General features: G+C 47.5%; 19 protein-coding genes. 13 read left to right on the top strand and 6 right to left on the bottom strand.

Annotated features, from left to right (window positions below; genetic code table 11):
• Positions 1–14: 14 nt before the first annotated feature.
• The 5 genes from HY200_00215 to glgA all read left to right on the top strand — a co-directional run bounded on the left by HY200_00215 (position 15) and on the right by glgA (position 3,933).
• The gene (locus HY200_00215; protein ID MBI3593361.1) at positions 15–563 is read left to right on the top strand and encodes a DUF309 domain-containing protein; all 549 of its coding nucleotides are present in this window, start codon (positions 15–17) and stop codon (positions 561–563) included.
• A 117-nt stretch (positions 564–680) separates the two neighbouring features.
• Positions 681–1,349, top strand: coding sequence for a hypothetical protein (locus HY200_00210; GenBank protein MBI3593360.1), 669 nt, complete (start codon positions 681–683; stop codon positions 1,347–1,349).
• Between the two features lie 349 nt (positions 1,350–1,698).
• Positions 1,699–1,965, top strand: coding sequence for a translation elongation factor-like protein (locus HY200_00205; protein ID MBI3593359.1), 267 nt, complete (start codon positions 1,699–1,701; stop codon positions 1,963–1,965).
• A gap of 88 nt (positions 1,966–2,053) precedes the next feature.
• Complete coding sequence (locus HY200_00200; GenBank protein ID MBI3593358.1) at positions 2,054–2,236, top strand: hypothetical protein; 183 nt, start codon at positions 2,054–2,056, stop codon at positions 2,234–2,236.
• A gap of 143 nt (positions 2,237–2,379) precedes the next feature.
• Positions 2,380–3,933 carry a glycogen synthase GlgA gene (glgA, locus tag HY200_00195; GenBank protein ID MBI3593357.1) on the top strand — a complete coding sequence of 518 codons (1,554 nt, stop codon included), beginning with the start codon at positions 2,380–2,382 and terminating at the stop codon, positions 3,931–3,933.
• Here glgA and glk read toward each other — a convergent pair.
• Positions 3,897–4,889 carry a glucokinase gene (glk, locus tag HY200_00190; GenBank protein ID MBI3593356.1) on the bottom strand — a complete coding sequence of 331 codons (993 nt, stop codon included), beginning with the start codon at positions 4,887–4,889 and terminating at the stop codon, positions 3,897–3,899. The genes glgA and glk overlap by 37 nt on opposite strands.
• 191 nt (positions 4,890–5,080) lie before the next feature.
• On the opposite strand from glk, the gene HY200_00185 reads away from it, so the two are divergent.
• From HY200_00185 to malQ, 3 genes are all read left to right on the top strand, one after another.
• A complete protein-coding gene (locus tag HY200_00185) occupies positions 5,081–6,064 on the top strand; it encodes an NTP transferase domain-containing protein (GenBank protein ID MBI3593355.1) in 984 nt (327 codons plus the stop codon).
• Between the two features lie 124 nt (positions 6,065–6,188).
• Positions 6,189–8,609 (top strand): DUF3536 domain-containing protein, encoded by a 2,421-nt coding sequence (locus HY200_00180; GenBank protein ID MBI3593354.1) that lies wholly within the window; start codon positions 6,189–6,191, stop codon positions 8,607–8,609.
• 43 nt (positions 8,610–8,652) lie between these two features.
• Positions 8,653–10,173, top strand: coding sequence for a 4-alpha-glucanotransferase (gene malQ, locus HY200_00175; protein ID MBI3593353.1), 1,521 nt, complete (start codon positions 8,653–8,655; stop codon positions 10,171–10,173).
• Here malQ and HY200_00170 read toward each other — a convergent pair.
• On the bottom strand, positions 10,156–12,546 hold the full coding sequence (locus tag HY200_00170) for a glycogen/starch/alpha-glucan phosphorylase (GenBank protein ID MBI3593352.1): 2,391 nt from the start codon (positions 12,544–12,546) through the stop codon (positions 10,156–10,158). The two genes, malQ and HY200_00170, sit on opposite strands and share 18 nt — an antisense overlap.
• A 289-nt stretch (positions 12,547–12,835) precedes the next feature.
• On the opposite strand from HY200_00170, the gene glgC reads away from it, so the two are divergent.
• Both glgC and glgB read left to right on the top strand, forming a co-directional pair.
• The gene (glgC, locus tag HY200_00165; protein ID MBI3593351.1) at positions 12,836–14,089 is read left to right on the top strand and encodes a glucose-1-phosphate adenylyltransferase; all 1,254 of its coding nucleotides are present in this window, start codon (positions 12,836–12,838) and stop codon (positions 14,087–14,089) included.
• A complete protein-coding gene (gene glgB / locus HY200_00160; protein MBI3593350.1) occupies positions 14,077–16,020 on the top strand; it encodes a 1,4-alpha-glucan branching protein GlgB in 1,944 nt (647 codons plus the stop codon). Before glgC ends, glgB begins: the two co-directional genes overlap by 13 nt.
• Before the next feature lie 21 nt (positions 16,021–16,041).
• On the opposite strand, the gene HY200_00155 is transcribed toward glgB, so the two are convergent.
• Genes HY200_00155 through HY200_00145 form a run of 3 tightly spaced genes read right to left on the bottom strand, consistent with a single transcriptional unit; the run spans position 16,042 to position 17,882 of the window.
• A complete protein-coding gene (locus HY200_00155) occupies positions 16,042–16,323 on the bottom strand; it encodes a hypothetical protein (GenBank protein ID MBI3593349.1) in 282 nt (93 codons plus the stop codon).
• Positions 16,324–16,380: 57 nt separating this feature from the next.
• Positions 16,381–17,037: an endonuclease III gene (locus HY200_00150; protein ID MBI3593348.1), complete on the bottom strand. Its 657-nt coding sequence runs from the start codon at positions 17,035–17,037 to the stop codon at positions 16,381–16,383.
• A 32-nt stretch (positions 17,038–17,069) separates the two neighbouring features.
• On the bottom strand, positions 17,070–17,882 hold the full coding sequence (locus tag HY200_00145) for an acyltransferase (GenBank protein ID MBI3593347.1): 813 nt from the start codon (positions 17,880–17,882) through the stop codon (positions 17,070–17,072).
• Between the two features lie 134 nt (positions 17,883–18,016).
• Between HY200_00145 and ligA the strand changes: the two genes are divergently transcribed.
• Positions 18,017–20,044, top strand: coding sequence for an NAD-dependent DNA ligase LigA (gene ligA, locus HY200_00140; protein ID MBI3593346.1), 2,028 nt, complete (start codon positions 18,017–18,019; stop codon positions 20,042–20,044).
• 32 nt (positions 20,045–20,076) lie between these two features.
• Positions 20,077–21,003: a DnaJ domain-containing protein gene (locus HY200_00135; protein ID MBI3593345.1), complete on the top strand. Its 927-nt coding sequence runs from the start codon at positions 20,077–20,079 to the stop codon at positions 21,001–21,003.
• A gap of 5 nt (positions 21,004–21,008) precedes the next feature.
• Here HY200_00135 and HY200_00130 read toward each other — a convergent pair whose 3' ends face one another.
• On the bottom strand, positions 21,009–21,911 hold the full coding sequence (locus HY200_00130) for a TIGR02757 family protein (GenBank protein ID MBI3593344.1): 903 nt from the start codon (positions 21,909–21,911) through the stop codon (positions 21,009–21,011).
• A 27-nt stretch (positions 21,912–21,938) separates the two neighbouring features.
• Here HY200_00130 and HY200_00125 point away from each other — a divergent pair, with 27 nt between their 5' ends.
• Positions 21,939–23,570 (top strand): glycerol-3-phosphate dehydrogenase/oxidase, encoded by a 1,632-nt coding sequence (locus tag HY200_00125; protein MBI3593343.1) that lies wholly within the window; start codon positions 21,939–21,941, stop codon positions 23,568–23,570.
• The last annotated feature ends 27 nt before the right edge of the window (positions 23,571–23,597 follow it).

The following is a 23,597-nucleotide window of genomic DNA, read 5'->3' as shown; positions in this document are numbered from 1 at the left end:
GCCAAAATCTGTTTATGGGATCTGTTTTTCCTATTCCTGAGCCTCCTGATCAGACGCATCTTCCCTGGTATGCATCGAATCGCTCTCTTCCGGCGTACCGATTTGTCCCCGGGCTATATCCCCACCCCACACGTGATCCAAAAGGTCACAGCTACAATACGGGCCGATTATCAAGCCCGCTCAATTGGTCCCCGGAACAATGGGAGACGCTGGAAATCTACCTTCAAGGGGTAGATCTTTTTAACCGATTTTATTTTTGGGAAGCCCATGAATCGTGGGAAGGTCTCTGGATCAGGCATGCCCCCGAAGCAGAACCGGCCCAATTCATTCAAGGACTCATTCAGATTACGGCGATGCTTTTAAAACTCCACATTCGAGAAAGAAATTCAGCAGAAAAACTCTGGAAGGCGGCGTCGGTTCAGCTTAAACCGTTTCATGGAAAGAAATGGATGGGCATCGAAGTGAATCGATTCTTGAAGGAAATGACCGTATATCTTCTTCCTTTCGGTCGTGGAGAATGTCCCATTCTCGGTTTGGAAACTCCCAGGATTCAACTGGATTAAAAACCTCTTGACAACGGTCCATGAGAATAGACTTGATTTGCCTGATATTGCTCTATAAAGTCATTTTGATTATAATTCGTTTTGGACAAAAGCGGATCGGAGAGGAGCGTGCCTATCATGTTTATAGGTCATTATGCCGTGGGTTTGGCTGCCAAAAAGTTTGCACCGAAAACCTCTCTGGGACTTCTGATCGCGGCACCCATTTTTTTGGATCTGATTTGGCCGATATTTCTCTTGTTCGGCTGGGAACATGTCAGGATTGATCCAGGAAACACGGCTGTGACTCCGCTGGATTTTTTCGACTATCCCTATTCTCACAGCCTTCTCGCCACCCTCGTCTGGGCCTCACTTTTTGCGGGATTTTATTTCAGTGTCACCCGTTACATTTCCGGAACGCTCTGGATCTGGATCGGAGTCGTCAGCCACTGGCTGCTGGATGCCATCGTGCATCGACCTGACCTCCCGCTCTACCCGGGAAGCGCGATTTTAGTCGGAGGTGGACTCTGGAATCATGTGACCCTTACTTTTCTCCTCGAAAACTTTCTTTTTCTAACCGGCATGATGATTTATCTTCGTGTGACTGCACCTCAAGACAGGATCGGAAAATACGGGTTCTGGAGTTTCGCCCTTTTTCTCATTTTTGGCTATGCGGGAAGTCTCTTTGCTCCCCCGCCGCCCAGCACAACCGCGATTGCAATGGGCACTTTAATGACCTGGTTATTTCCCGTATGGGCCTGGTGGTTCGATCAACATCGAATCGAGCGGGCATTACAATATCAATCATAAAGGAGGGGTTGTCATGAAAGCTAAATCAAAATCTGCAAAGAAGGTCAAGAAAAAGCCGGCCGCCAGGAAAAAGGTGACAACGACTGCCCGAAAAAAGAAAGCGGTCGGGAAGGCGGCAAAAAAGGTGACCACGGCGAAAAAGGCGCGAAAGGCTGCTCCAAAGCAAAAGGCGAAAAAACCTGCGACCCGGAAAAAGACCGCACCAACGACCCAAAAGAAAAAAACGATCGTGAAGCCAGTCAAGCCATCCGCGACCAAAAACAAGCCTGTTTCTGCCGCGCGACCGGTGGCCATCATTGAAGAAACGATCGTGACCGTGACCACGGCTTTACCGGGCAACGGATTTCCAATACCCGCGTCAACGGGAGTCTTAATTGGAAAAGTGGTTCACTATTATAATCATTCCAATGTCGCCATCATTGAGCTGGATACCGGTTATCTCCGTGTGGGGGATACAATTCATATCAAAGGACACACGACGGACTTTGAACAGGTGGTAGAGTCCATTGAAATTGAACATCAAAATATTGAAACCGCCGAAACAGGTCAGACTGTCGGTGTCAAGGTAAGGGATATGGTACGAGAGCATGATCGTGTCTACAGAAAGGCGGAATAATCGTGACCGGGTAAACGAATCTTGTTTGAGGCCGGATTGAGATTCGACCGGTTCTCTCCCGGTACCGGGGATAGTTTGAGGCTTAACCATGTGGCTAAAGATCAAGATATTGCTTTTTTACACAATTGTGATTGACAGTTATGTCTATTTTTTTGGAAAAAATGATCCTCTCGCCCCTTTCTACGGTCTATTGTTTGCCGCAATGATATTTGTTCCGGGATATTTTTGCGTAAAGAAAATAAAGCTCTATATTGAAAGAAGGGGTTCATGATATCCTTTGCGTGGGAAAAGGGAATATGCTATGAGTGGGTTTTGTGGTATGGACCTTTTTCCTGACAGGACCGCGACGAAAGGTGAAAGCATAACGCCTTAATCCGAAATGGGAGAGGGTGTCGGTAGGGGGATAGGTCCGCAATGACTCTGCGGATCATCCCCCTTTTTGTGACAGAAGGGAAAGGCAAAAATAATGATCTTGTCGCGCGAGGGGTCAAAAAAAAGATGAGAGTTTTATTTGCGGCTTCGGAAGTGGAGCCATTTGCCAAGACGGGCGGACTGGCTGATGTGGCAGGTTCCCTTCCGCCTGCTCTCGAACGTCTGGGACACGATGTGAAAATCATCATGCCGAAATATGGCATGATTTCAGAGGTTGAATGGGGGCTCAAAAGATTAAAAGAGTTTACCGTACCGATGGGAGAAAAAAATCATCGGATAACGCTCTGGAACGGAATGCTGCCGAACAGTTCCCTTGAAGTCTACTTTCTCTCAACGCCCTTTTTTTCACGGCGTGATGCGCCATACCAGGAAAATGGAAAAGACTATCCCGACAATCCGGAGGCTTTTGCGCTATTCTGCAAGGCCCTTCTGGAAGTTCCCAAACTTCAAAACTGGCATCCCGACATCCTTCATTTCAACGATTGGCAGACGGCGCTTGCACTGGCGTACCGGAAGGCGGACCTTGCCAGGGATCCCTTTTATCTTATGACGGGCACGCTTTTTACCATCCATAACCTTGCTTTCCAGGGTGTTTTTCAAAAATCTGTATTCCCCATTCTGGGACTTCCGGAATCGTACTTTACTTCCGACACATTGGAATTTTACGGGAAGATTAATTTTCTCAAGTCCGGGATTGTTTTTGCGGATCTATTGAATACCGTCAGTCCGACTTATAGCAAGGAAATACTGGAACCCGAATTCGGATGCGGCCTGGAGGGCCTCATCCGCCAGCGCCAGGACGATTTGTACGGGATCTTGAACGGGGCGGATTATCAGAAATGGAACCCGGCGAATGATCGATCGCTCAGCCGTGGCTATAGCCCCAAATCGATGGAAGGGAAGAGGGTTTGTAAAAATTCCCTTCAACGAAAATGCAAATTTCCGGAAAAGGATGTTCTCTTGATCGGAATTGTTTCAAGACTTACCCATCAAAAAGGAATGGCTCTGGTACTTGAAGTGATCGAGGAACTGACCTCGCTTAACCTTCAAATGGTCGTTTTGGGAGTCGGTGAACCGGAACTGGAAGCTCAATTCAAGAAAGCGAGCGAGAAATGTCGAGATAAACTTTCTGTCCATCTTACCTTCGATGATAAATTTTCCCACCGTGTTATGGCGGGTTCAGATCTCTTCCTGATGCCCTCCATTTTCGAGCCCTGCGGATTGAGTCAAATCTATGCCCTTCGCTATGGAGCAATTCCTTTAGTGAGAAAAACAGGCGGTCTTGCCGATACCATTATGGATGCCACACCGAAAAATCTTATGAGACACGCCGCCAATGGTTTCCAGTTTGAAACCGCCTCTTCGCATTCTCTCCTGACGGCACTCCGTCTTGCTTTATCTTATTATCAAGACAGGCCAAACTGGAATAATCTGGTTCAAACCGCGATGTCGGCGGATTTTTCATGGGATCGTTCCGCAAAAGAGTATGAAAAGCTTTATCAAATTGCCCTGGCTAAATTGAAGTCGTCAGCATAATGAGCCGCTCCCAGAAGAGCGGTTTTTTCATTGATAATCACTTTGAGAGGCATGCGCTTTATTAAAGAGGACATCCGGCCTTTGTTGACAAAGGATCGGACGAACTCTCCTTCCCTCAGTTTTTTCAAAATTTTTGTTCCGATTCCCCCGCCTATAAAGACACCCCCCGTTGCCATCGTCTTTAATGCGAGATTTCCCGCTTCCGCCCCATAAATTGAAACAAACAAATCGATCGTTTTGATGCAAAGCTCAGATTTCAATTCAAGTGCTGCTTTTGAAATGACGCTGGCAGGATCCTCTTTTTCAAGCGATTCCTTCAGCCAGGAAGGCTCTTCACCTTCGCGACGCAGTGTTAAAAAACGGTAAATGTTTAAAATTCCAGGTCCTGAAAGCACTCTTTCAAAACTGACTCTGGGATATTGATCCATCAGAAATTTCAGTAGTTCCCATTCGATTTCATTTCGAGGTGCAAAATCTGAGTGTCCCCCTTCTGTGGCCGAAGGCTGGAATCGGGTCCCGTCCCAGAAAAGGATCGCTTCACCTAGTCCGGTACCGGCTGCAATGACGCAGCGGTTTCCCGTACTACGGGGAATTCCCGGGTTGAGAATGACGGTTTCATGTTCAGCCAGAATGCCAGTCCCGTAGGCCATTGCTTCCAGATCGTTCAACAAAAACAGAGATTGAATTGAAAACCGATGTTTCATTTCTTCGGCGTCAACAACCCAGGGAAGATTCGTCGTCTCGCAGCGCCCGTCCACTACGGGACCTGCCACGCCAAAACAGGCCTTTTGAATTCGGGGCAGTTCATTCAGACAAAACTTCTGAATGACCTCGTCCAGAGAGCCGAATTCCCTGCTTCGAAAAGTTTCTTGCCGTACCTCCGTCAATTTCTTCCCGTCGGACTGAAAGAAAGCGAGGTCCACTTTTGTGCCTCCGATATCTCCAGCTAATATCATGGTGATCTTTTGTTCCGGGTTCGTGCCTCTTTTCAGAGGGAGTATAGTCGAATAGGTGATTGAACGCAATTTCAAGTTAAGCGTTAAGTTTCTTGAATATCGCGATGCTGATTTTTAAAAGTTATTAAATATTTGCTTTATATAACCTATATTTTTATACTTATTTGGTCTTATTCATCGGGAAGGGAGACATGCCGACTCCGTATCACCTGAAATCTGACCTGTCCGTCAATATTTTACTCCCACATTTTGAAGTCGACTTACATGGTATTGTGTTGGCCGCTGGTCATGGAACCCGTATGGTCGAATATATTAAGAATCAATACGGGACAAGTCATCCTAAACAATTCGTCGCATTTACCGGGAAACGCACCATGATTCAACATACTCTTGATAGAGTGGAGAGGCTGATCGCTCGAGACAAATTGCTGGTGGTTGTTGACCCAAAACACCAACCGGCATTTCAGGAACAATTGAAGGATCGACCGTCCGGAACACTCATTTTTCAACCAATTAATCGTGAAACCGCTCCTGGAATTCTGCTTCCGCTTTCCTATATTTATAAGAAAAATCCCGAATGCACTGTGGCCGTCTTCCCATCCGATCATTTTATTCTGGAGGAAGATCACTTTATGGAACATATTGAATATGCCAGCAGGGCGATTCAGAGTTTTCCGGACAAAGTGCTCCTTTTGGGTGTACAGCCGGACGCGCCGGAGACGGAATATGGATGGATCCAGACGGGTGAAAGGGTTTCAAGTATCAAAGGATTTGAAATTAACAGAGTGGAAAAATTTCATGAGAAGCCCGACCGAAAATCTGCAGAGACTTTTTTAAGTCAGGGCTATCTCTGGAATACGCTGGTCTTGATTACCCGATGTTCGACACTCTTGAAACTGGTGAAGGATGCATTGCCGGACCTCCATCGCCGCTTCGGGAAAATCATTCAGGCGATCGGTAAACCCGAGGAGAGCGAAGTCATTCTGCAGGAGTATCAGGAGATGGAACAGGCTACGATTTCGCAACAGGTCCTGGAAAAATTTCCTTCCCGTCTTCTTGTGATTCATGTCAGGGGCGTTCTCTGGAACGACTGGGGCAGCGGAATGAGGGTTTTGGAAACACTTCAGAAGATCGGTATAGCGCCTGCCTGCCTCAAGCCCTCTTCTCTGACCTGATGGTTCATGTGAGCTTCATCATAAAATACGACCGTAAATCTGGAGATATGTTATTATTTTAAGAGGAAAGTTTTAATTTCAGTCGAAGGGACGGACCGCTTAAAAGTCGAAACAGCGAATTAATATGGACAAATATATCTGCATACATGGACATTTCTACCAGCCTCCCCGGGAAAATCCCTGGTTTGAGGAGATTGAGCTCCAGGAATCTGCGCATCCTTACCATGACTGGAACGAAAGGATTACGGCAGAATGTTATGCTCCGAACTCTGCTTCCCGCATCCTGGGAACAGATGGGTCTATCATCGACATTGTCAATAATTACGCGAAGATTAATTTTAATTTTGGTCCGACCCTCCTGTCCTGGATAGAGCGCCGCCAGCCGGAGGTGTACCAGGCGATTCTGGAAGCCGACCGGATCAGCGCGAAAAGATTCTCGGGTCATGGTTCAGCCATGGCCCAGATTTATAATCATATGATTATGCCACTTGCGAACAGACGCGATAAATTGACTCAGACCCGCTGGGGAATCAAGGATTTTGTCAGGAGGTTCGAGCGTTATCCTGAAGGAATGTGGCTTCCTGAAACGGCAGTCGATCTGGAGACGCTGGAAGTTCTTGCCGAATTCGGAATTCTTTTTACGATTCTATCCCCTCATCAGGCCGGCAAGGTCAAGCCCATATCGGAGGGAGAATGGAAAGAGGTCAAGGAGGGAGAAATTGATCCTTCGATGCCCTACCTTTGTAAACTGCCGTCCGGAAAATCAATCAACATATTTTTCTACGACGGACCGATTTCCCGGGAAGTCGCGTTTGGGAATCTCCTGAGCAGCGGGGATTTATTTGCTTCCAAGCTCTCAGGCGCTTTTCGCGAAGAAAGGAATCGTCCTCAGATTGTTCACATAGCGACGGATGGAGAAACTTTCGGACACCATCAGCCCCACGCCGATATGGCCCTTGCCTATACTCTTTTTACAATTGAGTCGAAGAACATCGCGAAATTAACCAATTATGGCGAATATCTCGCCAAGAATCCTCCGTCTCAGATGATTGAAATTATCGAAAAAAGTTCATGGAGCTGTTCACATGGGGTAGAAAGATGGCGGAGTAATTGCGGCTGCAATATCGGGAAATTCCCCGGAGGCAAACAGCCATGGAGAGCTCCCCTCCGGGAAGGGATGGACTGGCTCCGGGATCAAGCCGCGGCTATCTATGAAGAAGGGGCGTCGGACATGCTCCGGAATCCCTGGGAAGCGCGAGATGAGTATATTGAAGTGATCGCCCATCGATCGCGGGTCGAAAGTGAGCGGTTCCTGAGAAGGCATCAAGTCAGGATGCTCGACGAAGCTGAAATGTCCCGGACACTCCGGCTCCTCGAAATGCAAAGATATGCCATGCTGATGTACACGAGCTGTGGATGGTTTTTCGATGATATCTCCGGAATTGAGTCGGTACAGATCATGCAGTACGCGTGCAGAGCCATTCAGCTTGCCGAAGAGATCAAATCCGTGGCCCTGGAACCGAAATTTGTCGAATATCTGAGGAATGCACCGAGCCTCCTGGAAGGGGATGGCGCGATCATCTATGAGAAATTCGTAAAGCCCTCCCGGATCGATTTGAAGAAGGCCGGCGCCCATCATGCCCTTCTGTCGCTTTTTGATCCCCACCAGGAACATTCAAAATTCTACTTTTACTCTCTGCACAATCATGAAATAAGGCGCTCTGCACTGGGCAGATTGAGGTGGGTCACCGGAATGTGCCGCGTCTCCTCCGAATTGACATGGGAAGAGGAAAATATAGGATATTCGATTCTGGATCTGGGGGGCCATCATTTGATCTGCGGCGTCACTTCGTCAGTAGAGGAGGGTCATTTTTCAGACGTTTGTATCGAAATGGAGGCCTCCTTTGCGAAAGGAGACCTTTCGGAAGCATCTCGCCTTCTCTATGATTTTTTTGGCAAAAATAATTATTCTATTTTCAACCTGTTCAAAGATGATCAGAAAAAAATATTGAATTCAATTTTGAAAAGGTCTTATGAAGGATTCGCATCTCTTTACGGACAAATTCATAAAGAGACCATTCCAATGGTCTCTCTTCTAAAGAATCTCCAGATATCTCTTCCCAGACCCTTCCTGGCCGCACAAGAGTATTTAATAAACGTGGCCTTGCGGAAAGCCCTTCAGCCCCGTGAAACGGATTTTGTACATTTGGAAAGCCTGATTCAGGAAATGAAGCAGTGGCCGGGAGAATTGGACAAACCTGAAATTGAAATGATGGTCACGGAGCGGATCGAGGGAGACTTAAAAAAACTGTCCGTCCATCCGGACGGGGTCCAGCTACTCGATTCCACGGATAAATTGCTTAAAATCCTGACCTCTCTTCATTTGAACCTGAATTTATGGAAATCGCAAAACCTCTATTTTTCGATTGGGAAAAAAATGATGCCCAAGATGGAAAAGCGGGTCCGGGATGGCGAAATCCTGGCGAAACGCTGGATCAAATCATTTAAGCAATTGGGTCGAAGTCTCCGGGTAAAAAGTTTCTAATCGTGCGAAGTGGAAACGCTGTCCCTTATACGAAAAGAGCCGGATGAACAGTCGAAAAAGCGGAATTCTTCTCCATATCACTTCCCTTCCCTCTCTTTATGGTATCGGAGATCTGGGACCTTCTGCCTATCAGTTCGCAGATCTTCTCGCTGAGTCGAAGCAGTGTATCTGGCAAGTCCTTCCCGTTAATCCAACATCGATTTCGAACTGCAACTCGCCCTACAGCAGTGAATCCGCTTTTGCAGGAAACGCGCTTCTGATCAGTCCTGAACTGCTCGAGAACGAGGGATTTCTTTCCAGATCCGACCTCCTTTCCTTTTCGAGCACTTCGGTTCAGAAAGTGGACTTTAAAACGGCGACTGGCCTGAAACGGAAGATGCTTGACCTTGTCTATCAGAAAAACCGCGCTTCATTTGAAAAAGGAAAGGATTTTAACGCCTTTTGTGATCAGCAAGCGGAGTGGCTGGAAAATTACGCACTCTTTAAAGTTTTAAAAGCGCATTTCCAGGGAAAGCCATGGAATCATTTTACAGAAGAGCTCGTCAACAGGGATCCCAGGGAACTGGAGCGATACCGCGAGAAATTCGAGGATCAAATCGTCTTTGAAAAAATGGTCCAGTTCCTCTTTTTCAAACAATGGTACGCCTTAAAGCAATATTGTAATCAGAAGGAGATCCGGATTTTCGGCGACGTTCCAATTTATGTGCAGTATGACAGCGCGGACGTCTGGACCCATTCGGGAATTTTTCAGCTCGACGCAAACAGGCGCCCCTTACGGGTAGCCGGCGTTCCACCCGATTACTTTTCCAAGACCGGTCAACTTTGGGGCAATCCCGTCTATGAGTGGGAGGCGATTAAAGCGACCCACTATTCCTGGTGGATTCAAAGATTGGCGCATAATTTGAGTCTTTTTGATATGGTCCGGCTTGATCATTTCAGGGGGTATGTCGCCTATTGGAGCGTCCTCGCCGGTCAAACGACGGCGGAACGGGGCGAATGGGTGCCTGCTCCCTCGGATGAATTTTTTCGAATCCTTTTAAGCCACTTTTCGAATCCTTGTATTATCGCTGAAGACCTGGGCGTCATCACGCCAGATGTGACCGAGGTGATGGAGCGTTTTAAAATTCCCGGAATGAAAGTCCTTCTGTTTGCCTTTGGAGAAAATCTTCCGAGCCATCCTTTTTTGCCGCACAATTACAGCAGAAATGCGGTGGTGTACACTGGAACCCATGATACCAGTACGGTCCGGGAATGGTTCAAAAAAGAGGCTGGTATCGCGGACCGGACGAGGCTCTCCGCCTATCTCGGAAGGACGCCTACGGAGGAAACGGTTCATCTGGAAATGATTCGCCTGGCGATGATGTCGGTTGCCGATGCCGTTATTATTCCGATGCAGGATATTCTGGGACTGGGTGAAGGGGCGAGAATGAATTTACCCGGGAGTCTCGATGGAAACTGGGAATGGCGGCTTCTTCCGGAACAGCTGGACTCCCTGGCATTCAAAGATTTGGCCGCAATGACCTGGACCTCCGGGCGGTCACCTGCGTCAAGAAGGGGGAGCTGAATAGGGACGAACGTTCCAGATTTTTTCGGCATACTCCTGCACGACACGATCACTCGAAAATTTTCCCATGTTTGCCGTATTCAGAATGGACCGACGTATCCATTCGCGCCGGTTCTGATAAACTGTTTCGACACGCTCCTGACAGGCCACATACGATTCAAAGTCAGCCAGGAGAAAATAGCGGTCGCCTCCCCGCAACAAGGAGTCGACAATGGGCCGAAAACGATCCGACGACCCGGGAGAAAAGAAACCGGAGCCGATCATGTCCAACACCTGCTTCAGTTCAGGATTGGCATTGTAATACACATTGGGGTCGTAACCTTCCTTACGAAGTTTGCCAATCCGGTCGGCCGTCAATCCAAATATAAAGATATTTTCCTCTCCGACTTCTTCAAGTATTTCAATATTTGCCCCATCCAGAGTTCCAATGATTAAAGCGCCATTGAGTGCCATTTTCATATTTCCCGTACCCGAAGCTTCGGTTCCGGCTGTGGAAATCTGTTCGGAAAGTTCGCAGGCCGGAATGATATCTTCAGCGGTCGAAACGTCATAGTTAGGAATAAACACCACCTTGAGCCGGTCCTGGATCAGAGGATCATGATTGATAATATCTGCCACATTATGGATAAGATTGATAATGAGTTTGGCATAGGTGTAATCAGGAGCGGCTTTTCCGCCAAAAATCACGGTTCGGGGAAGCCTGGATATCAAGGGATTGGACCGAATCCGGTTATAAAGAGTAATCAGATGGAGAATATTCAGCAATTGCCGTTTATATTCGTGAAGCCTTTTCACTTGAATATCAAACAGCGAATCGACATTGACCTCTATACCCAGATTCTTTTTAATCAATCCGGCCAGCTTCGTTTTATTTGACATTTTTACTTCCCAAAACGCCTGGGAAAATTCCGGATCATCTGCAAGAGGAATGAGTTGTTTCAATTCTTCGAGATGAGTTTTCCACCTCTCTCCGATTCGGGAGGAAATGAGCTGTGACAAACGGGGATTGGATTGATTGAGCCAGCGCCGCGGCGTGATCCCGTTGGTAATACTGAGAAATCGATCAGGATAAAACCGGTAGAAATCGGCAAAGATCGTCTCTTTCATCAGGCGGGTGTGAAGTTTTGAAACGCCGTTTACTTTGTGGCTCCCCACGACTGCGAGATGGGCCATCCGGACCCGTCGTTCTCCCTCTTCCTGGATGATGGAAATCCGTTTGATGAGTTCTTTATTCCCCGGGTATTGAAGCGAAACTTCCTTCAGGAAGCGGTCGTTGATATCGTAAATGATTTGAAGGTGTCTCGGAAGGAGTGATTCAAACAGGTGGACGGGCCAGGTTTCCAGCGCCTCGGGGAGTAAAGTGTGATTGGTGTATGCGAAAGTCCTGGAAGTAATTGACCACGCATTTTCCCATTCAAGCTGGTGGTCATCGATCAATATTCGCATGAGTTCGGGAATTCCGATTGAAGGGTGGGTGTCATTCAGCTGAATCGCCACTTTTTCCGGAAACTGTTCCAGCGAGGTGTGGTTTTGCATAAAACGGTGAAGGATATCCTGAAGGGCCGCGCTGACGAAAAAGTATTGCTGTTTAAACCGGAGTTCGCGTCCCACATGCGTGGAATCACTTGGATATAGGACCTTTGAGATGTTTTCGGTTTCAACCTTGTCTTCAACCGCTTTTATGTAGTTCCCTTCGTTGAAGTATTTCAGGTCAAAGTCGCGTGAGGATTTTGCGGACCAGAGTCTCAACACACTCACATTGGAATGGGGTCCATATCCCGGAATCGGGATGTCGTAAGCCATTGCCATGACTTCGTCCGCATCAACCCAATGATGCCGGATCTGGCCTGCCGCGTCCGTTGATTTTTGAACACGGCCAAAGAATTTAACCGAATAGAGTACTTCAGAATGCTGAAATTCCCAGGGATTCCCGATTCTAAGCCAGTTCTCCGGATGTTCCACCTGACATCCCTGTTCAATCTTCTGTTTGAACATGCCATATTCATATCGTATGCCATAGCCATAACTGGGAAGCCGAAGCGTAATCATGGAATCAAGCATACAGGCTGCAAGCCTGCCCAGACCACCGTTTCCCAGTGCCGCCTCCACTTCAACCTCGCAAAGATGTTCGAGCTGGTTACCCATTTCATTTAACACCTTGCGCGTGACTTCATGAAGACCCATATTCAGAAGACCATTTGTCAAAGATCTCCCGACCAGGAATTCAAGTGAAAGATAATAGACGATTTTAGCGTCGCTCTTCTGGTACTGGGGAATGGTTTCGATCCAGCGCTGAATCAGCCGGTCCCGCAACATATAAACGGTGCTGGTATACCAGTCATGTTCGGTCGCCGATACGGGATCTTTGCCCATGGATAGGACGATATGCTTGCCCAGGGATCGTTTTACGGAAGCCGGATCATCTCCGATTTTCGGAGACAGGGAATGAAGATTTTCTGATTCTGGGGTCAAATCGCTTGCTCTGGAAATCTATTCTTTAAATTGTTTAGGGATGACCGAATGTTATCTCAGGACATTTTAACACAGTTCTTGTCCGGTAGGAAAGAGGTCGATAGACAAAGTGTTGAATTTATCGCATTTTTTCTGTAAATTAAGGGTATAAGAAACATTTTCGTTGTCCTGCAAAAGGGGCGTCGTGGAAATCGTAGAAAAGACACTCACCTTTATTTTAGCTGGAGGAACCGGTTCCCGACTCTTTCCTTTGACTTCTGACCGGGCAAAGCCGGCGGTTCCGTTTGGCGGTATTTATCGAATCATCGATTTTACTCTTTCAAACTGTCTTCATTCAGGCCTTCGCAGAATCTTGATTCTCACTCAGTATAAATCCCACTCATTGCAGAAACATGTGAGAGACGGGTGGGCTATCTTTAATCCTGAAATCAATGAATTTATAACAACGGTTCCGGCCCAGATGCGGATTGGAGAGGGTTGGTATGCCGGGACGGCGGATGCGATCAATCAAAACCGGTTTCTTTTAGAACGGAGCGACGCTGATTTTGTTCTGATTTTGGCAGGGGATCATATTTACCGAATGGATTATGCGAGAATGCTGGAGGAGCATGTTCGCCGCAATTTGGATGTCACTGTGGGAACGGTTCCCGTTCCCGTCTCTGAAGGAAGATCTTTTGGAGTCCTGGAGACAGATGATCAAAATCGGATTCGGCGATTTTACGAAAAATCAGGGGAACTCCATCCGATGCGCGGCGATCCGACCCAGGCACTGGCCTCGATGGGAATTTATATTTTTAACCGAAAATTTCTCCTCAGCATTCTGGACAAATCTTCCAAAGTCTCTCCTCCCTGGAACGATTTTGGCAAAGATATTCTTCCCAGTATCGTTGCCACGAATTCCGTTGGCGCTTATCGATTTGGTGGAATGGCGGATCGGATTATTCAGGACGGTTATTGGAGGGATGTCGGTTCCCTCGATGCTTACTATGAAGCAAACATGGATCTGCTCAAGCCAATGCCCCCCTTAAATCTCTACCAGAAGGATTGGCCCATCCGTACCTATCATGGCCAATATCCTCCGGCCAGAAACGTGGCTTCTCCCACCGGGGAACCTGTTTCGGGAACCAACACGCTGCTTTCAGGAGGAGATCTGATTGTCGGGGCGAGGATTTCCCATTCCATTCTGGGTCCTGATGTCTGGGTCGAAGACGGAGCGGTCATTGAAGATTCGATTCTATTTTCAGGTGTCCGAGTCAAGGCCGGAGCGCAGCTGAAACGTTGTATCATTGAAAAGGGAGTCGTTATTCCGTCGAACGAGAAAATAGGGTGGGATCTCGAAAAAGACAAAAAGAACTATGCCGTCTCGGAAAACGGAGTCGTCGTTGTCCCTATCGGGAGTCGATGCGAGAGAAACCTGGAAGAGAGAGTCGAATGGAAAAATTGATTCAGACGCCACCCGGAATGAAACAGGTCAGCCTCTTTACGGATTTCGATATCCATCTCTTTAAAGAAGGACACCATTTCAGTCTCTTCGATAAATTAGGCAGTCATCCCATGACGATTGATGACCTCGAAGGGGTCTATTTTGCGGTATGGGCTCCTAACGCAAGCGAGGTTTCAGTCGTGGGAGATTTTAACGGATGGAATCCTATTTCGCATCCGCTCAGGGTTCGATGGGATTCGTCCGGAATCTGGGAGGGTTTCTACCCGGGCATTCAGAGAGGGGCTCTCTATAAATATCATATTGTATCGAAATCACATCTTTTCTATGAATCGGATAAAGGAGATCCGTTTGCGTTTTATTCCGAGCCTCCACCCAAAACCGCTTCCGTATTTTGGGACAGCACATTTCAATGGAGTGATCAGGATTGGATGACAAACCGGAAATCGGCGAATTCGCATCACGCCCCGCTGTCGATTTATGAAGTTCATGCCGGATCGTGGAAGCGTGTTCCCGGCGAGGGAAATCGTTTTTTAACTTATCGCGAATTGGCCGATGATCTGACCCGCTACGTCAAGGAAATGGGGTTTACACATGTCGAATTTCTTCCTTTGACGGAACATCCTTTTTACGGTTCATGGGGTTATCAAACGACGGGATATTTCGCGCCGACCTCCCGGTACGGGAATCCGGACGATTTGATGTACCTTGTGAATACGCTCCATCAAGCGGGGATAGGAGTGATCTTCGACTGGGTTCCCGCTCATTTCCCCGCTGACCTCCATGGTCTCGCCTATTTTGACGGAACCCACCTTTATGAACATGCGGATCCCAGAAAGGGGTTTCACCCTCATTGGAAAAGTGCCATTTTTAATTACGGGAGAAATGAAGTCCGGTCGTTCCTGGTAAGCAGCGCGCTCTTTTGGCTGGAGAAGTACCATGTTGACGGACTGAGAATAGACGGGGTCGCCTCAATGCTCTATCTTGATTATGGAAGGAGCGAGGGAGAGTGGATTCCCAATTTGTTCGGCGGAAATGAAAATCTGGAGGCGATTTCTCTCATGAAGCGCCTCAATGAAGAGGTCTATCGGAGATTTCCGGATGTCCAGACCATTGCGGAGGAATCTACAGCATGGCCGATGGTCTCAAAGCCAACCTATTTAGGAGGACTCGGCTTCGGAATGAAATGGAATATGGGGTGGATGAATGATACCTTAAGCTATTTTTCCAGGGACCCTCTCTACCGGAAACATCATCAAAACCAGCTGACATTCAGTATCCTGTATGCGTTTTCGGAGAACTTTGTCCTTCCCTTGTCGCACGACGAGGTGGTTCATGGAAAACGCTCGCTCCTGGATCAAATGCCGGGAACGGATGTGGAAAAATTTTCCAACTTGAGACTTTTGCTGGGTTACCTTTTCGCCCATCCCGGGAAGAAGACGCTGTTTATGGGAAGCGAATGGGGTCAATGGAAAGAATGGAACCATGACGAGAGTCTCGACTGGAATCTTCTCGAATTCAGTCCCCATCAGGGCGTCCAGCGCTGGGTAAAAGATTTAAATCACCATTACCGGAACGAACCGTCGCTTTTTGAGTGGGATCACCAATCGAGCGGTTTCGAATGGATCGATTTCCTCGATTGGGAAGAGAGCGTGATCTGTTTTGCGCGGTTGGGTCCGAGCCAGGAGACGGTTTCGCTGATTATTTGTAATTTCACACCGGTCCCGCGCTTTCACTATCGGGTCGGGGTCCCGAGAGAAGGATTCTGGATTGAAGTTTTAAATAGTGACGCTGCTTCTTATGGCGGAAGCAATCTGGGCAATCTCGGCGGTGTCGACTCCGAACCGCTTCCTTTCCATGGGAGGAACAATTCAATTTCCGTTTCTCTCCCTCCCTTAAGCATTCTCTTTTTCAAAAACAGGAAAATCGGTTAATCCCTGAGGCAAGGTTCAGGATTATTTTGCAAGATAGAATGCCTCTGGCATCTCAACGACGCGAAGTCCTTCTGATGCGGTTGTTTGGCAGGCTCTTTCCGTGATGATGACGGCCGGGTCTGAAGAAGTGGAAAAGGAGATGGTGCAGTTCTTACACTCGCCGTTCCAGCAGAATTTGTTTCGGGCCCGGAGAAGATCGAGGTCCTGGAAGACATACAGAAGTTTGTCTTTAGCAACCTGATAACTCTTGCCCATAATTGAAATTGTGACCGTTTCCCGGGATAGTCCTATGACCTGACTCATACTTTTAATTTTACCAGAGTTTGTCTATTCGTAAACCCGTGAAAATGAGGTTATTCTTTATCTCGAGGAGAGAACTCCGTGGCGTTCACAAAGTGAGGAAAGTTTACAGAGAGAGCAGTAAGGGGAAACGGGTTTGCAAAGATTTTGTCCAAAAGTAACCAGAAGATCATTGTAGATTTTCCAGTGCCGCCTGGGGAGGCATTGCCGAAGCGCGAACTCGCTTTCATCCGGACTTTTTGTCTTGATGTAGCCTAGTCTGTTTGAAATGCGGTGAACGTGGATATCGACACAGATTCCAAATTGATCATATCCCAATGTGAGCACCAGATTGGCCGTTTTTCGGCCGACCCCTTTTAACGTGAGCAGCGATTCCATCCGGTCGGGAACTCTTGAATGAAATCTCTGGATCAAATCATGGGAAAGATGAAGAATGGATCTTGCTTTGGTCTTGTAAAATCCGACGGGGTAAATAGCCGTTTCAATCTGTTTTTCAGTGAGTTTGACCATTTCCCGGGGGGTTGTGGCGAGAGCAAAGAGTCTCCTGGAAGCCTCATGAGTGGTTTTGTCTTTTGTTCTTAAACTCAGTACTGTGGAGATCAGAATGAGATAAGGGTCACGGGATTCGTTTGCGATCACTCCGACAATCGGAACCTTCCATTTTCTGATCTCCTTCTTCAGAATCGATACAACTTGATTGATTCCGGCATTATCCAATGGGGCCTGTCAGGGAAGGTAATGACGTGAGGTTACTCTTCAACGGGTTTAAGAAGCGTTTGGTAGAAATCCGGGCGCCGGTCTTCAAAAAGATGATTATATCGATTAATTGATTTTTTCCTAGCCTCAAGCGGGTTAATCTCGAGAACCTGAAGCGCCAGCTTTTCCCCGGAGGCCCGATGAAGGACCTCCCCTTTGGGTGAGACGATCTGGCTGAATCCGATAAAAGAGAGCCGTTCCTTTTCGTCCCTTTCCTCGAACCCGACCCGGTTAGCCGTGACAGAATAGACCCTGTTTTCAAGACTTCGGGTAATCATTGCCTGGGGACAATGGGGCAAAACCAGATTGGAAGGATGGCAGATAATTTCGGCGCCGAGCAGCGCAAGAATTCTGGATATCTCCGGAAAAAACCAGTCGAAGCAGATCATAATTCCGATTCGGGCTTTGCCGATATCATACGCCTTGATCTGCTTGTTCCCTGCCGTAAACCAGAGTTTTTCTTCGTAAAAGAGGTGGATTTTACGGTAAACATCGATAAAACCCGCGGGACCGACGAGGATCGCGGAATTGTAAAGGTGTCTTCCTTTCTTTTCAGCAATTCCTGCGACGAGATACATTCTCTTCTCACGGGCCAGCTTAATGAGCCTCCGGGTGGTATATCCCGAAGGGATTTCTTCCGCCAGGCCCGCCGCCTCGGATTTGGAAGTGAACTGGTAACCCGAATTAAAAAGCTCCGGTAGAACCATCAGGTCTGCAGATTCGGTAGAGAGCATTTCGAGCGCCTGATCTACGTTGGCCTTTTTTTCGCCAAACTTCGGATGCGTTTGAACATAGCCGACTTTAATCCAGTTTTTCATAAAGGGCTCCTCGTTAAAAGGTTAGCACAATTCTTCGAAACAGAACAACAGATTTGGAATTTCAATTCCGGGAAAAAAGAGTTAAAATAGAATTTAATATTTTGGCGAGGATCCTCTGGGAAATGAGCGATGCACTCAAAAAAGAAATTCTTTCGCTTCGTGAAGAAATCAATCGGCACAATTATCGATATTATATTTTGAATCAGCCTTCCGTTTCCGATTCAGAATTCGACAAGCTCTTTAAGAGATTGGTTCAGCTTGAAAAGGAAAATCCGCATTTTCTAGCGGCCGATTCGCCGACTCAGCGTGTCGGGGCTCCCCTTGAAAGTCTTGGTAAAAATGTCCGTCATGAAGTTCCCATGTTGAGCCTTGACAATGCTTTCTCCGAAGAAGAAGCCATGGATTTCGATACCCGCGTGCGAAAATTCGTCAAGGAAGAGGTTATCGAATATCTGGTTGAGCCGAAATATGACGGAATTTCATCTTCTTTAATCTATGAAGACGGTCTGTTTGTTCAGGGATCGACCCGGGGAGACGGAACCATTGGGGAAGATGTGACCTCCAATCTGCGAACGATTCATACGATTCCGCTTCGTTTAAGAATGCTTCAACCTGACAAGAATCGCGGTCGATCCGTTCCTTCTAAAATCGAGATCCGGGGCGAGGTGCTCATCACGAAGGAAAGTTTCAGAACGATCAACCGTCTTCAGGCAGAAAATGCGCTGCCACTTTTTGCAAACCCGCGAAATGCCGCGTCGGGCGCTCTCAGACAGCTTGACCCCTCAATGACCGCAAAAAGAAAGCTCCATTTTTATGCCTGGGGGGCAGGAAAAGTTGAGGGATTCAATTTTGACACTCAGCTTGAAATCCTGGAGCAACTCCAGGAATGGGGTTTTAAAGTATCTTCTGATCTGATGCTCTGTCATTCGATCACGGAAACGATCGAAAGACATCATCAGATGGAAAAGAAACGATCCGAACTGGAATTTGAATTGGACGGGGTCGTGATTAAAGTGAACCAGCTTGCCTATCACCGTGAATTAGGGGAGACCTCGCGTCATCCGAGATGGGGATTGGCGTACAAGTTCAGACCGATGCAAAAGACAACCCGTGTTGCACAGATTGAAGTCCAGGTGGGCAGGACGGGGATCCTGACGCCGGTCGCAATTCTGGATCCGGTGGAACTTGGCGGCGTCACGGTTTCCCGCGCGACGCTTCACAACGAAGGTGAACTGGCGGAAAAGAATATTTTGATCGGTGATACCGTTTTTGTGGAACGCGCCGGTGATGTCATTCCTGAAGTGATTAAACCCGTTATTGAAATGAGAAGCGGGAAGGAAATCCGCTTTCATATGCCTGAACGCTGTCCGGTTTGCGGATCAGAGACTAAGAGGGAAGGCGCTTATCTCTACTGTATCAGTCTTTCGTGTCCGGCACAGATTAAGGGGAAGATCGTTCATCTCTGCTCCAAGAAAGGGTTTGATATTGCGGGGTTAGGGATCAAAAAAGTCGATCAGCTCTTTGAAGCAGGATTGCTGAAGCAGGTGTCCGATGTCTTCTATTTGAGAAAAGACAATCTGGTTCAACTGCCGGGATGGGAAGTGAAATCAGCTCAGAACCTGATTGAAGAAATCGAAAGGGCAAAGAGGGTGACTTTCCCGAGATTTCTTTATTCGTTAAGCATGATCGGTGTCGGTTCGACGGTCGCAAAGATCATCGGACAAAATTTCGGATCGATCGAAGAGCTTGAACAGAGCTCATTGGAGAGACTGACTTCGATTCATGGAATCGGACCTGAATTGGGAACGAGCGTGATCCATTTCTTTTCAGAAAAGAGAAATCAGAATGTTATGAGGGCGATTCTTGAATCCGGTGTTCAAATTGAATTTTCAAGAATCAAATCAAAGCTGGCCTGGGAGGGGATAAAATTTGTGATTACAGGTTCTTTTAAAACCTTTTCCCGGGAGGAGCTGATTCAACGAATTGAACGAGAAGGAGGATCGGTCACCACAGCGGTCAGTTCCAGGACACATTTTCTGGTAGCAGGGGAAGATCCGGGGTCCAAGCTCATTAAGGCCCGAAAGCTGGGTGTTCCCGTTTTGACTGAAATGGACTATCTGGAAAGAGAGAAATCCCTTGCACAACTATGATAGAATTTCACGTAGCAAAATAAGGAAGGCGCATGACATTGAAATTTAGAGACTATTACGAAGTACTCGGCGTTCCCAAAACGGCCACTCCGCAGGATATTAAATCGGCTTTTCGAAAACTTGCGCGGAAGTATCACCCGGATCTTGTTTCGCCTGCGCAAAAGAAATCGTCCGAAGAAAAATTTAAAGAACTGAATGAAGCGAACGAAGTTCTGAGCGATCCTGAAAAACGAAAAAAATATGATCTCCTGGGTGCGAATTACCGCGAGGGAATGGATTTCACGCCTCCTCCAGGCCACGACGGACAAGGTCCGTTCCGCGGGGCTGATTTTGGGACAGATTTTGGAGGGATGGGAGGATTCAGCGATTTCTTTGAAGCCATTTTTGGGGGACAGGGAGGAAGAACGGGAGGCCATCGAAGTGCATCCAGCCAGACCCGGCCCCGGAAAGGAGAGGATATTCAGGCGGAGATGACCCTTTCTCTTGAGGAGGCCCATCGAGGAGGCTTGAAAAAAATATTTGTCGAAATCGGGCACAACCGGAAGAATCTGGAGGTCAAAGTACCGCCCGGGGTCCGCGAAGGATCTAAAATCCGCCTGACCGGACAGGGTTTTCCTGATGGTGATCGTCCCGGAGATCTTTATTTGAACATTAAAATAAAACCCCATCCCGCTTTCGTGGTTGAAGGGGATGATGTGACTGTCATTCAACCGATTTTCCCCTGGGATGCGGTCTTGGGGACCCATATTCAAGTTGCCACATTGGACGAACCGGTTAAATTGAGGATTCCTCCGGGGAGCCAGGGCGGACAAAAGTTAAGATTGAAAGAAAAGGGCCTCATCAGGAAAAAGGGAGAAAGGGGCGATTTGTACGTTGCTTTGCAGATAATGCTCCCGGAAAAAATAACCGAAAAGGAAAAGGAACTGTACGAGAAATTAAAGCAGCTCCAGAGCGGCTGAATCGATCAGTTCCTTGTTTTACGAACCCGGCGAATTTTCGGTTCAAAATAGCATTTTTTTCTCGACGAGCAGAGGTCGCACTGTTTGGGGTCTTCGCCCGACGGGCACTGGTTTTGAATACTGAAATGACAGAGAGGAAAATCAAATTTCAGCGGATCCTCCGGATCGATTTCCTTAAGCGATGCGGTGATCTCTCTGGCCATTTTCCAGCCTGGCGTGTTAAGCCGGGTTAATTTAAGAAAACAGGCCATCTTAAAGATGTGGGTATCGAGGGGGATAATGAGTTTCGACGGTGAAAGGCGCTGCCATATTCCGCGGTCAATGTCATCTTTCCTGATCATCCACCGAAGGAAAAGGCAGAAGCGTTTGCATGCGCTTCCGTTCCGTGGTGAAGGGACAAAAAGTTTGAAACTTTTCGGAAAATGATTGATTCCATACACCGGTGACGGATCGAATCGAATAAATTCACGCGAAAAGGCGTTCATGGCGGACTCAAAATGATCGTCTACCGGATTCGTTAGTTCAAGAAAAAGATTTTCAAGAGAAGCATATCGGATGAGAAGAACTTGCAGGGCATAGATCAAACAAACAAGGTCCTTCTCTTTCCAGACGCGATAATAAAGATTCTTAAACAGTTTTTGATCTTTAGAAGGATTGAAATCCAGGATAAATTGTTTAAGATTCCCCTTCCCCATATCCAGTATTTTCTGAATGATGACTCTAAACAGATCGATTTTCCCAAATGCGAGCGTGCTGCTGATAAATCCGGCCAGTTCGATCTCTTCGGGTTTCTGATACCGATGAACGATCTGGATGGGATCACTGAGCAAAGGTGAGCGAAAATTGAATTCACGGTACCATTGATTCATCCGCCGGGCCATCTCTATTTTTAGGAGTGATTTTCTCATGTCAGCTTTTTGGAATCGTATCATATCTTGCGAACGATGAACAGAATCAGCCATTTGAACAAGACGCAGTTCGATCTCATTGTGATTGGCGGAGGGGCCGTGGGCGCGGGGATTGTCCGAGACGGCGCGCTGAGAGGGTTGAAATCCCTGCTTGTCGATAAAGGAGATTTCGGAAGCGGAACGTCTAGCAGGACGTCGAAAATTGCCCACGGTGGAATAAGGTATCTCGAGCAGGGGGAGTTCGGCCTGGTTTTCGAATCGCTCCGGGAGCGCTTTATTCTTGAAAAGATTGCGCCGCATCTGGTCCATCCTCTCCCTTTTCTGTTTCCGGTCTACGACCGTGGTCCGAGGCCTCTTTGGAAAATCCGGGCCGGGTTATGGCTTTATGACCTGCTTTCTCTTTTCAGAAATAAAAAGAGATTCCGTGTCATCCTGAAAGAAGAAATGTTACGCTGCATTCCGGGTCTAAAGTCCGAAGGATTGAAAGGGGGGGGGATTTATTACGATTCCCAGATGAACGATGCCAGAGTGGTTCTTGAAAATATCCTTGACGCCAAATCTCACGGTGCGACAGTCTTAAACTATGTCCAGGCCGACCAGTTCCGATCGAATGGGAGACGACTTGTTTCAGTTGTCCTGACTGACCAGCTGTATGGGGGAAGCGCAGAAGTTTATGGAGGCGTTTTCGTAAACGCCGGGGGACCCTGGGTGACGGAAATTGCTGAAAAGGGAGGGGATAAACGGCCCGTTCGGATTAGAATGACGCAGGGAACGCATCTCATTGTTCCGGAAATATCGAAGGATTATGCAGTGGTTGTTTCACCTGAGGAAGAGGACCGCATATTTTTCGTCATCCCGTGGCACGGAAATACTTTAATTGGAACCACCGACCTGGACTTTTCCGGAGACCCTTCGGACGTTCATCCCCTTCCGGAAGAGGTTAACTATTTATTGGGAGAAACACGGAAAGTTTTCCCCGGACTCTTAATAAAAAAAGAGGATATCGTTTCCATTTTTTCGGGTGTCAGGCCGCTCCTTAATATATCAGGCTCCCGTCCCTCCGGTGTGACACGCAGGGTCAAAATCGTTGAAAGTCCTTCCGGAATGATTTCCATCGCGGGAGGAAAAATGACAACGTATCGCAGCACCGCTGAAAAAGTGGTTGATCTTGTCGGAAAACGCCTGGCGCGAACCGATTTGGGAGGATGTTCAACGGCGACCGAACCGCTTTATGGTGGAAGATTCAGAACCTCGTTCCCGGATTACCGCAGAAAAAATGCCCAGCGATGGTCAGACCGTTTTCAACTTGCACATCCGATTGTCATCCATTTGATAAGCCAATACGGGAATCGGGCTCCGGAGATTCTTGATCGGGCCGAAAAGGACCGGATGCTGGGAGAGAAAATCAGTCCTGAATACGCCAATATTTTTGCCGAAATTCACTATGCCATGGATTGTGAAATGGCATTGACGCTCTCCGATTTCTTGCGAAGACGCACATTGCTTGCCCTGGGAGGGTTGACCGATCCGAGAGTCCTGAGGGAACTTTCCGAAATCATGGGAAAAAAACTGGAGTGGAATGAGGAACGACGCGAAATGGAAGTCAAAAATTATTTAAAAGAAATGAATCCGTCCGAGAAATCTTTGCCTTGCTGTTAAGGATGGCCGAATACAAACATTGCCGGG

Source organism: Nitrospirota bacterium (assembly GCA_016194305.1).
Taxonomy (GTDB): Bacteria; Nitrospirota; Nitrospiria; order JACQBW01; family JACQBW01; genus JACQBW01.
Note: the sequence above shows the minus strand (reverse complement) of the source record. Positions and strands in the feature narration are given on the sequence as shown.

Bases quoted from the DNA above. Each gene is read 5' to 3' on its own strand.
- HY200_00215 (MBI3593361.1), top strand. From the start codon at position 15: ATGGGATCTGTTTTTCCTATTCCTGAGCCTCCTGATCAGACGCATCTT.
- HY200_00210 (MBI3593360.1), top strand. From the start codon at position 681: ATGTTTATAGGTCATTATGCCGTGGGTTTGGCTGCCAAAAAGTTTGCA.
- HY200_00200 (MBI3593358.1), top strand. From the start codon at position 2,054: ATGTGGCTAAAGATCAAGATATTGCTTTTTTACACAATTGTGATTGAC.
- glgA (MBI3593357.1), top strand. From the start codon at position 2,380: ATGACTCTGCGGATCATCCCCCTTTTTGTGACAGAAGGGAAAGGCAAA.
- glk (MBI3593356.1), bottom strand. From the start codon at position 4,889: ATGATATTAGCTGGAGATATCGGAGGCACAAAAGTGGACCTCGCTTTC.
- HY200_00185 (MBI3593355.1), top strand. From the start codon at position 5,081: ATGCCGACTCCGTATCACCTGAAATCTGACCTGTCCGTCAATATTTTA.
- HY200_00180 (MBI3593354.1), top strand. From the start codon at position 6,189: ATGGACAAATATATCTGCATACATGGACATTTCTACCAGCCTCCCCGG.
- malQ (MBI3593353.1), top strand. From the start codon at position 8,653: ATGAACAGTCGAAAAAGCGGAATTCTTCTCCATATCACTTCCCTTCCC.
- HY200_00170 (MBI3593352.1), bottom strand. From the start codon at position 12,546: ATGGGCAAAGATCCCGTATCGGCGACCGAACATGACTGGTATACCAGC.
- glgB (MBI3593350.1), top strand. From the start codon at position 14,077: ATGGAAAAATTGATTCAGACGCCACCCGGAATGAAACAGGTCAGCCTC.
- HY200_00155 (MBI3593349.1), bottom strand. From the start codon at position 16,323: ATGAGTCAGGTCATAGGACTATCCCGGGAAACGGTCACAATTTCAATT.
- ligA (MBI3593346.1), top strand. From the start codon at position 18,017: ATGAGCGATGCACTCAAAAAAGAAATTCTTTCGCTTCGTGAAGAAATC.
- HY200_00135 (MBI3593345.1), top strand. From the start codon at position 20,077: ATGACATTGAAATTTAGAGACTATTACGAAGTACTCGGCGTTCCCAAA.
- HY200_00130 (MBI3593344.1), bottom strand. From the start codon at position 21,911: ATGAGAAAATCACTCCTAAAAATAGAGATGGCCCGGCGGATGAATCAA.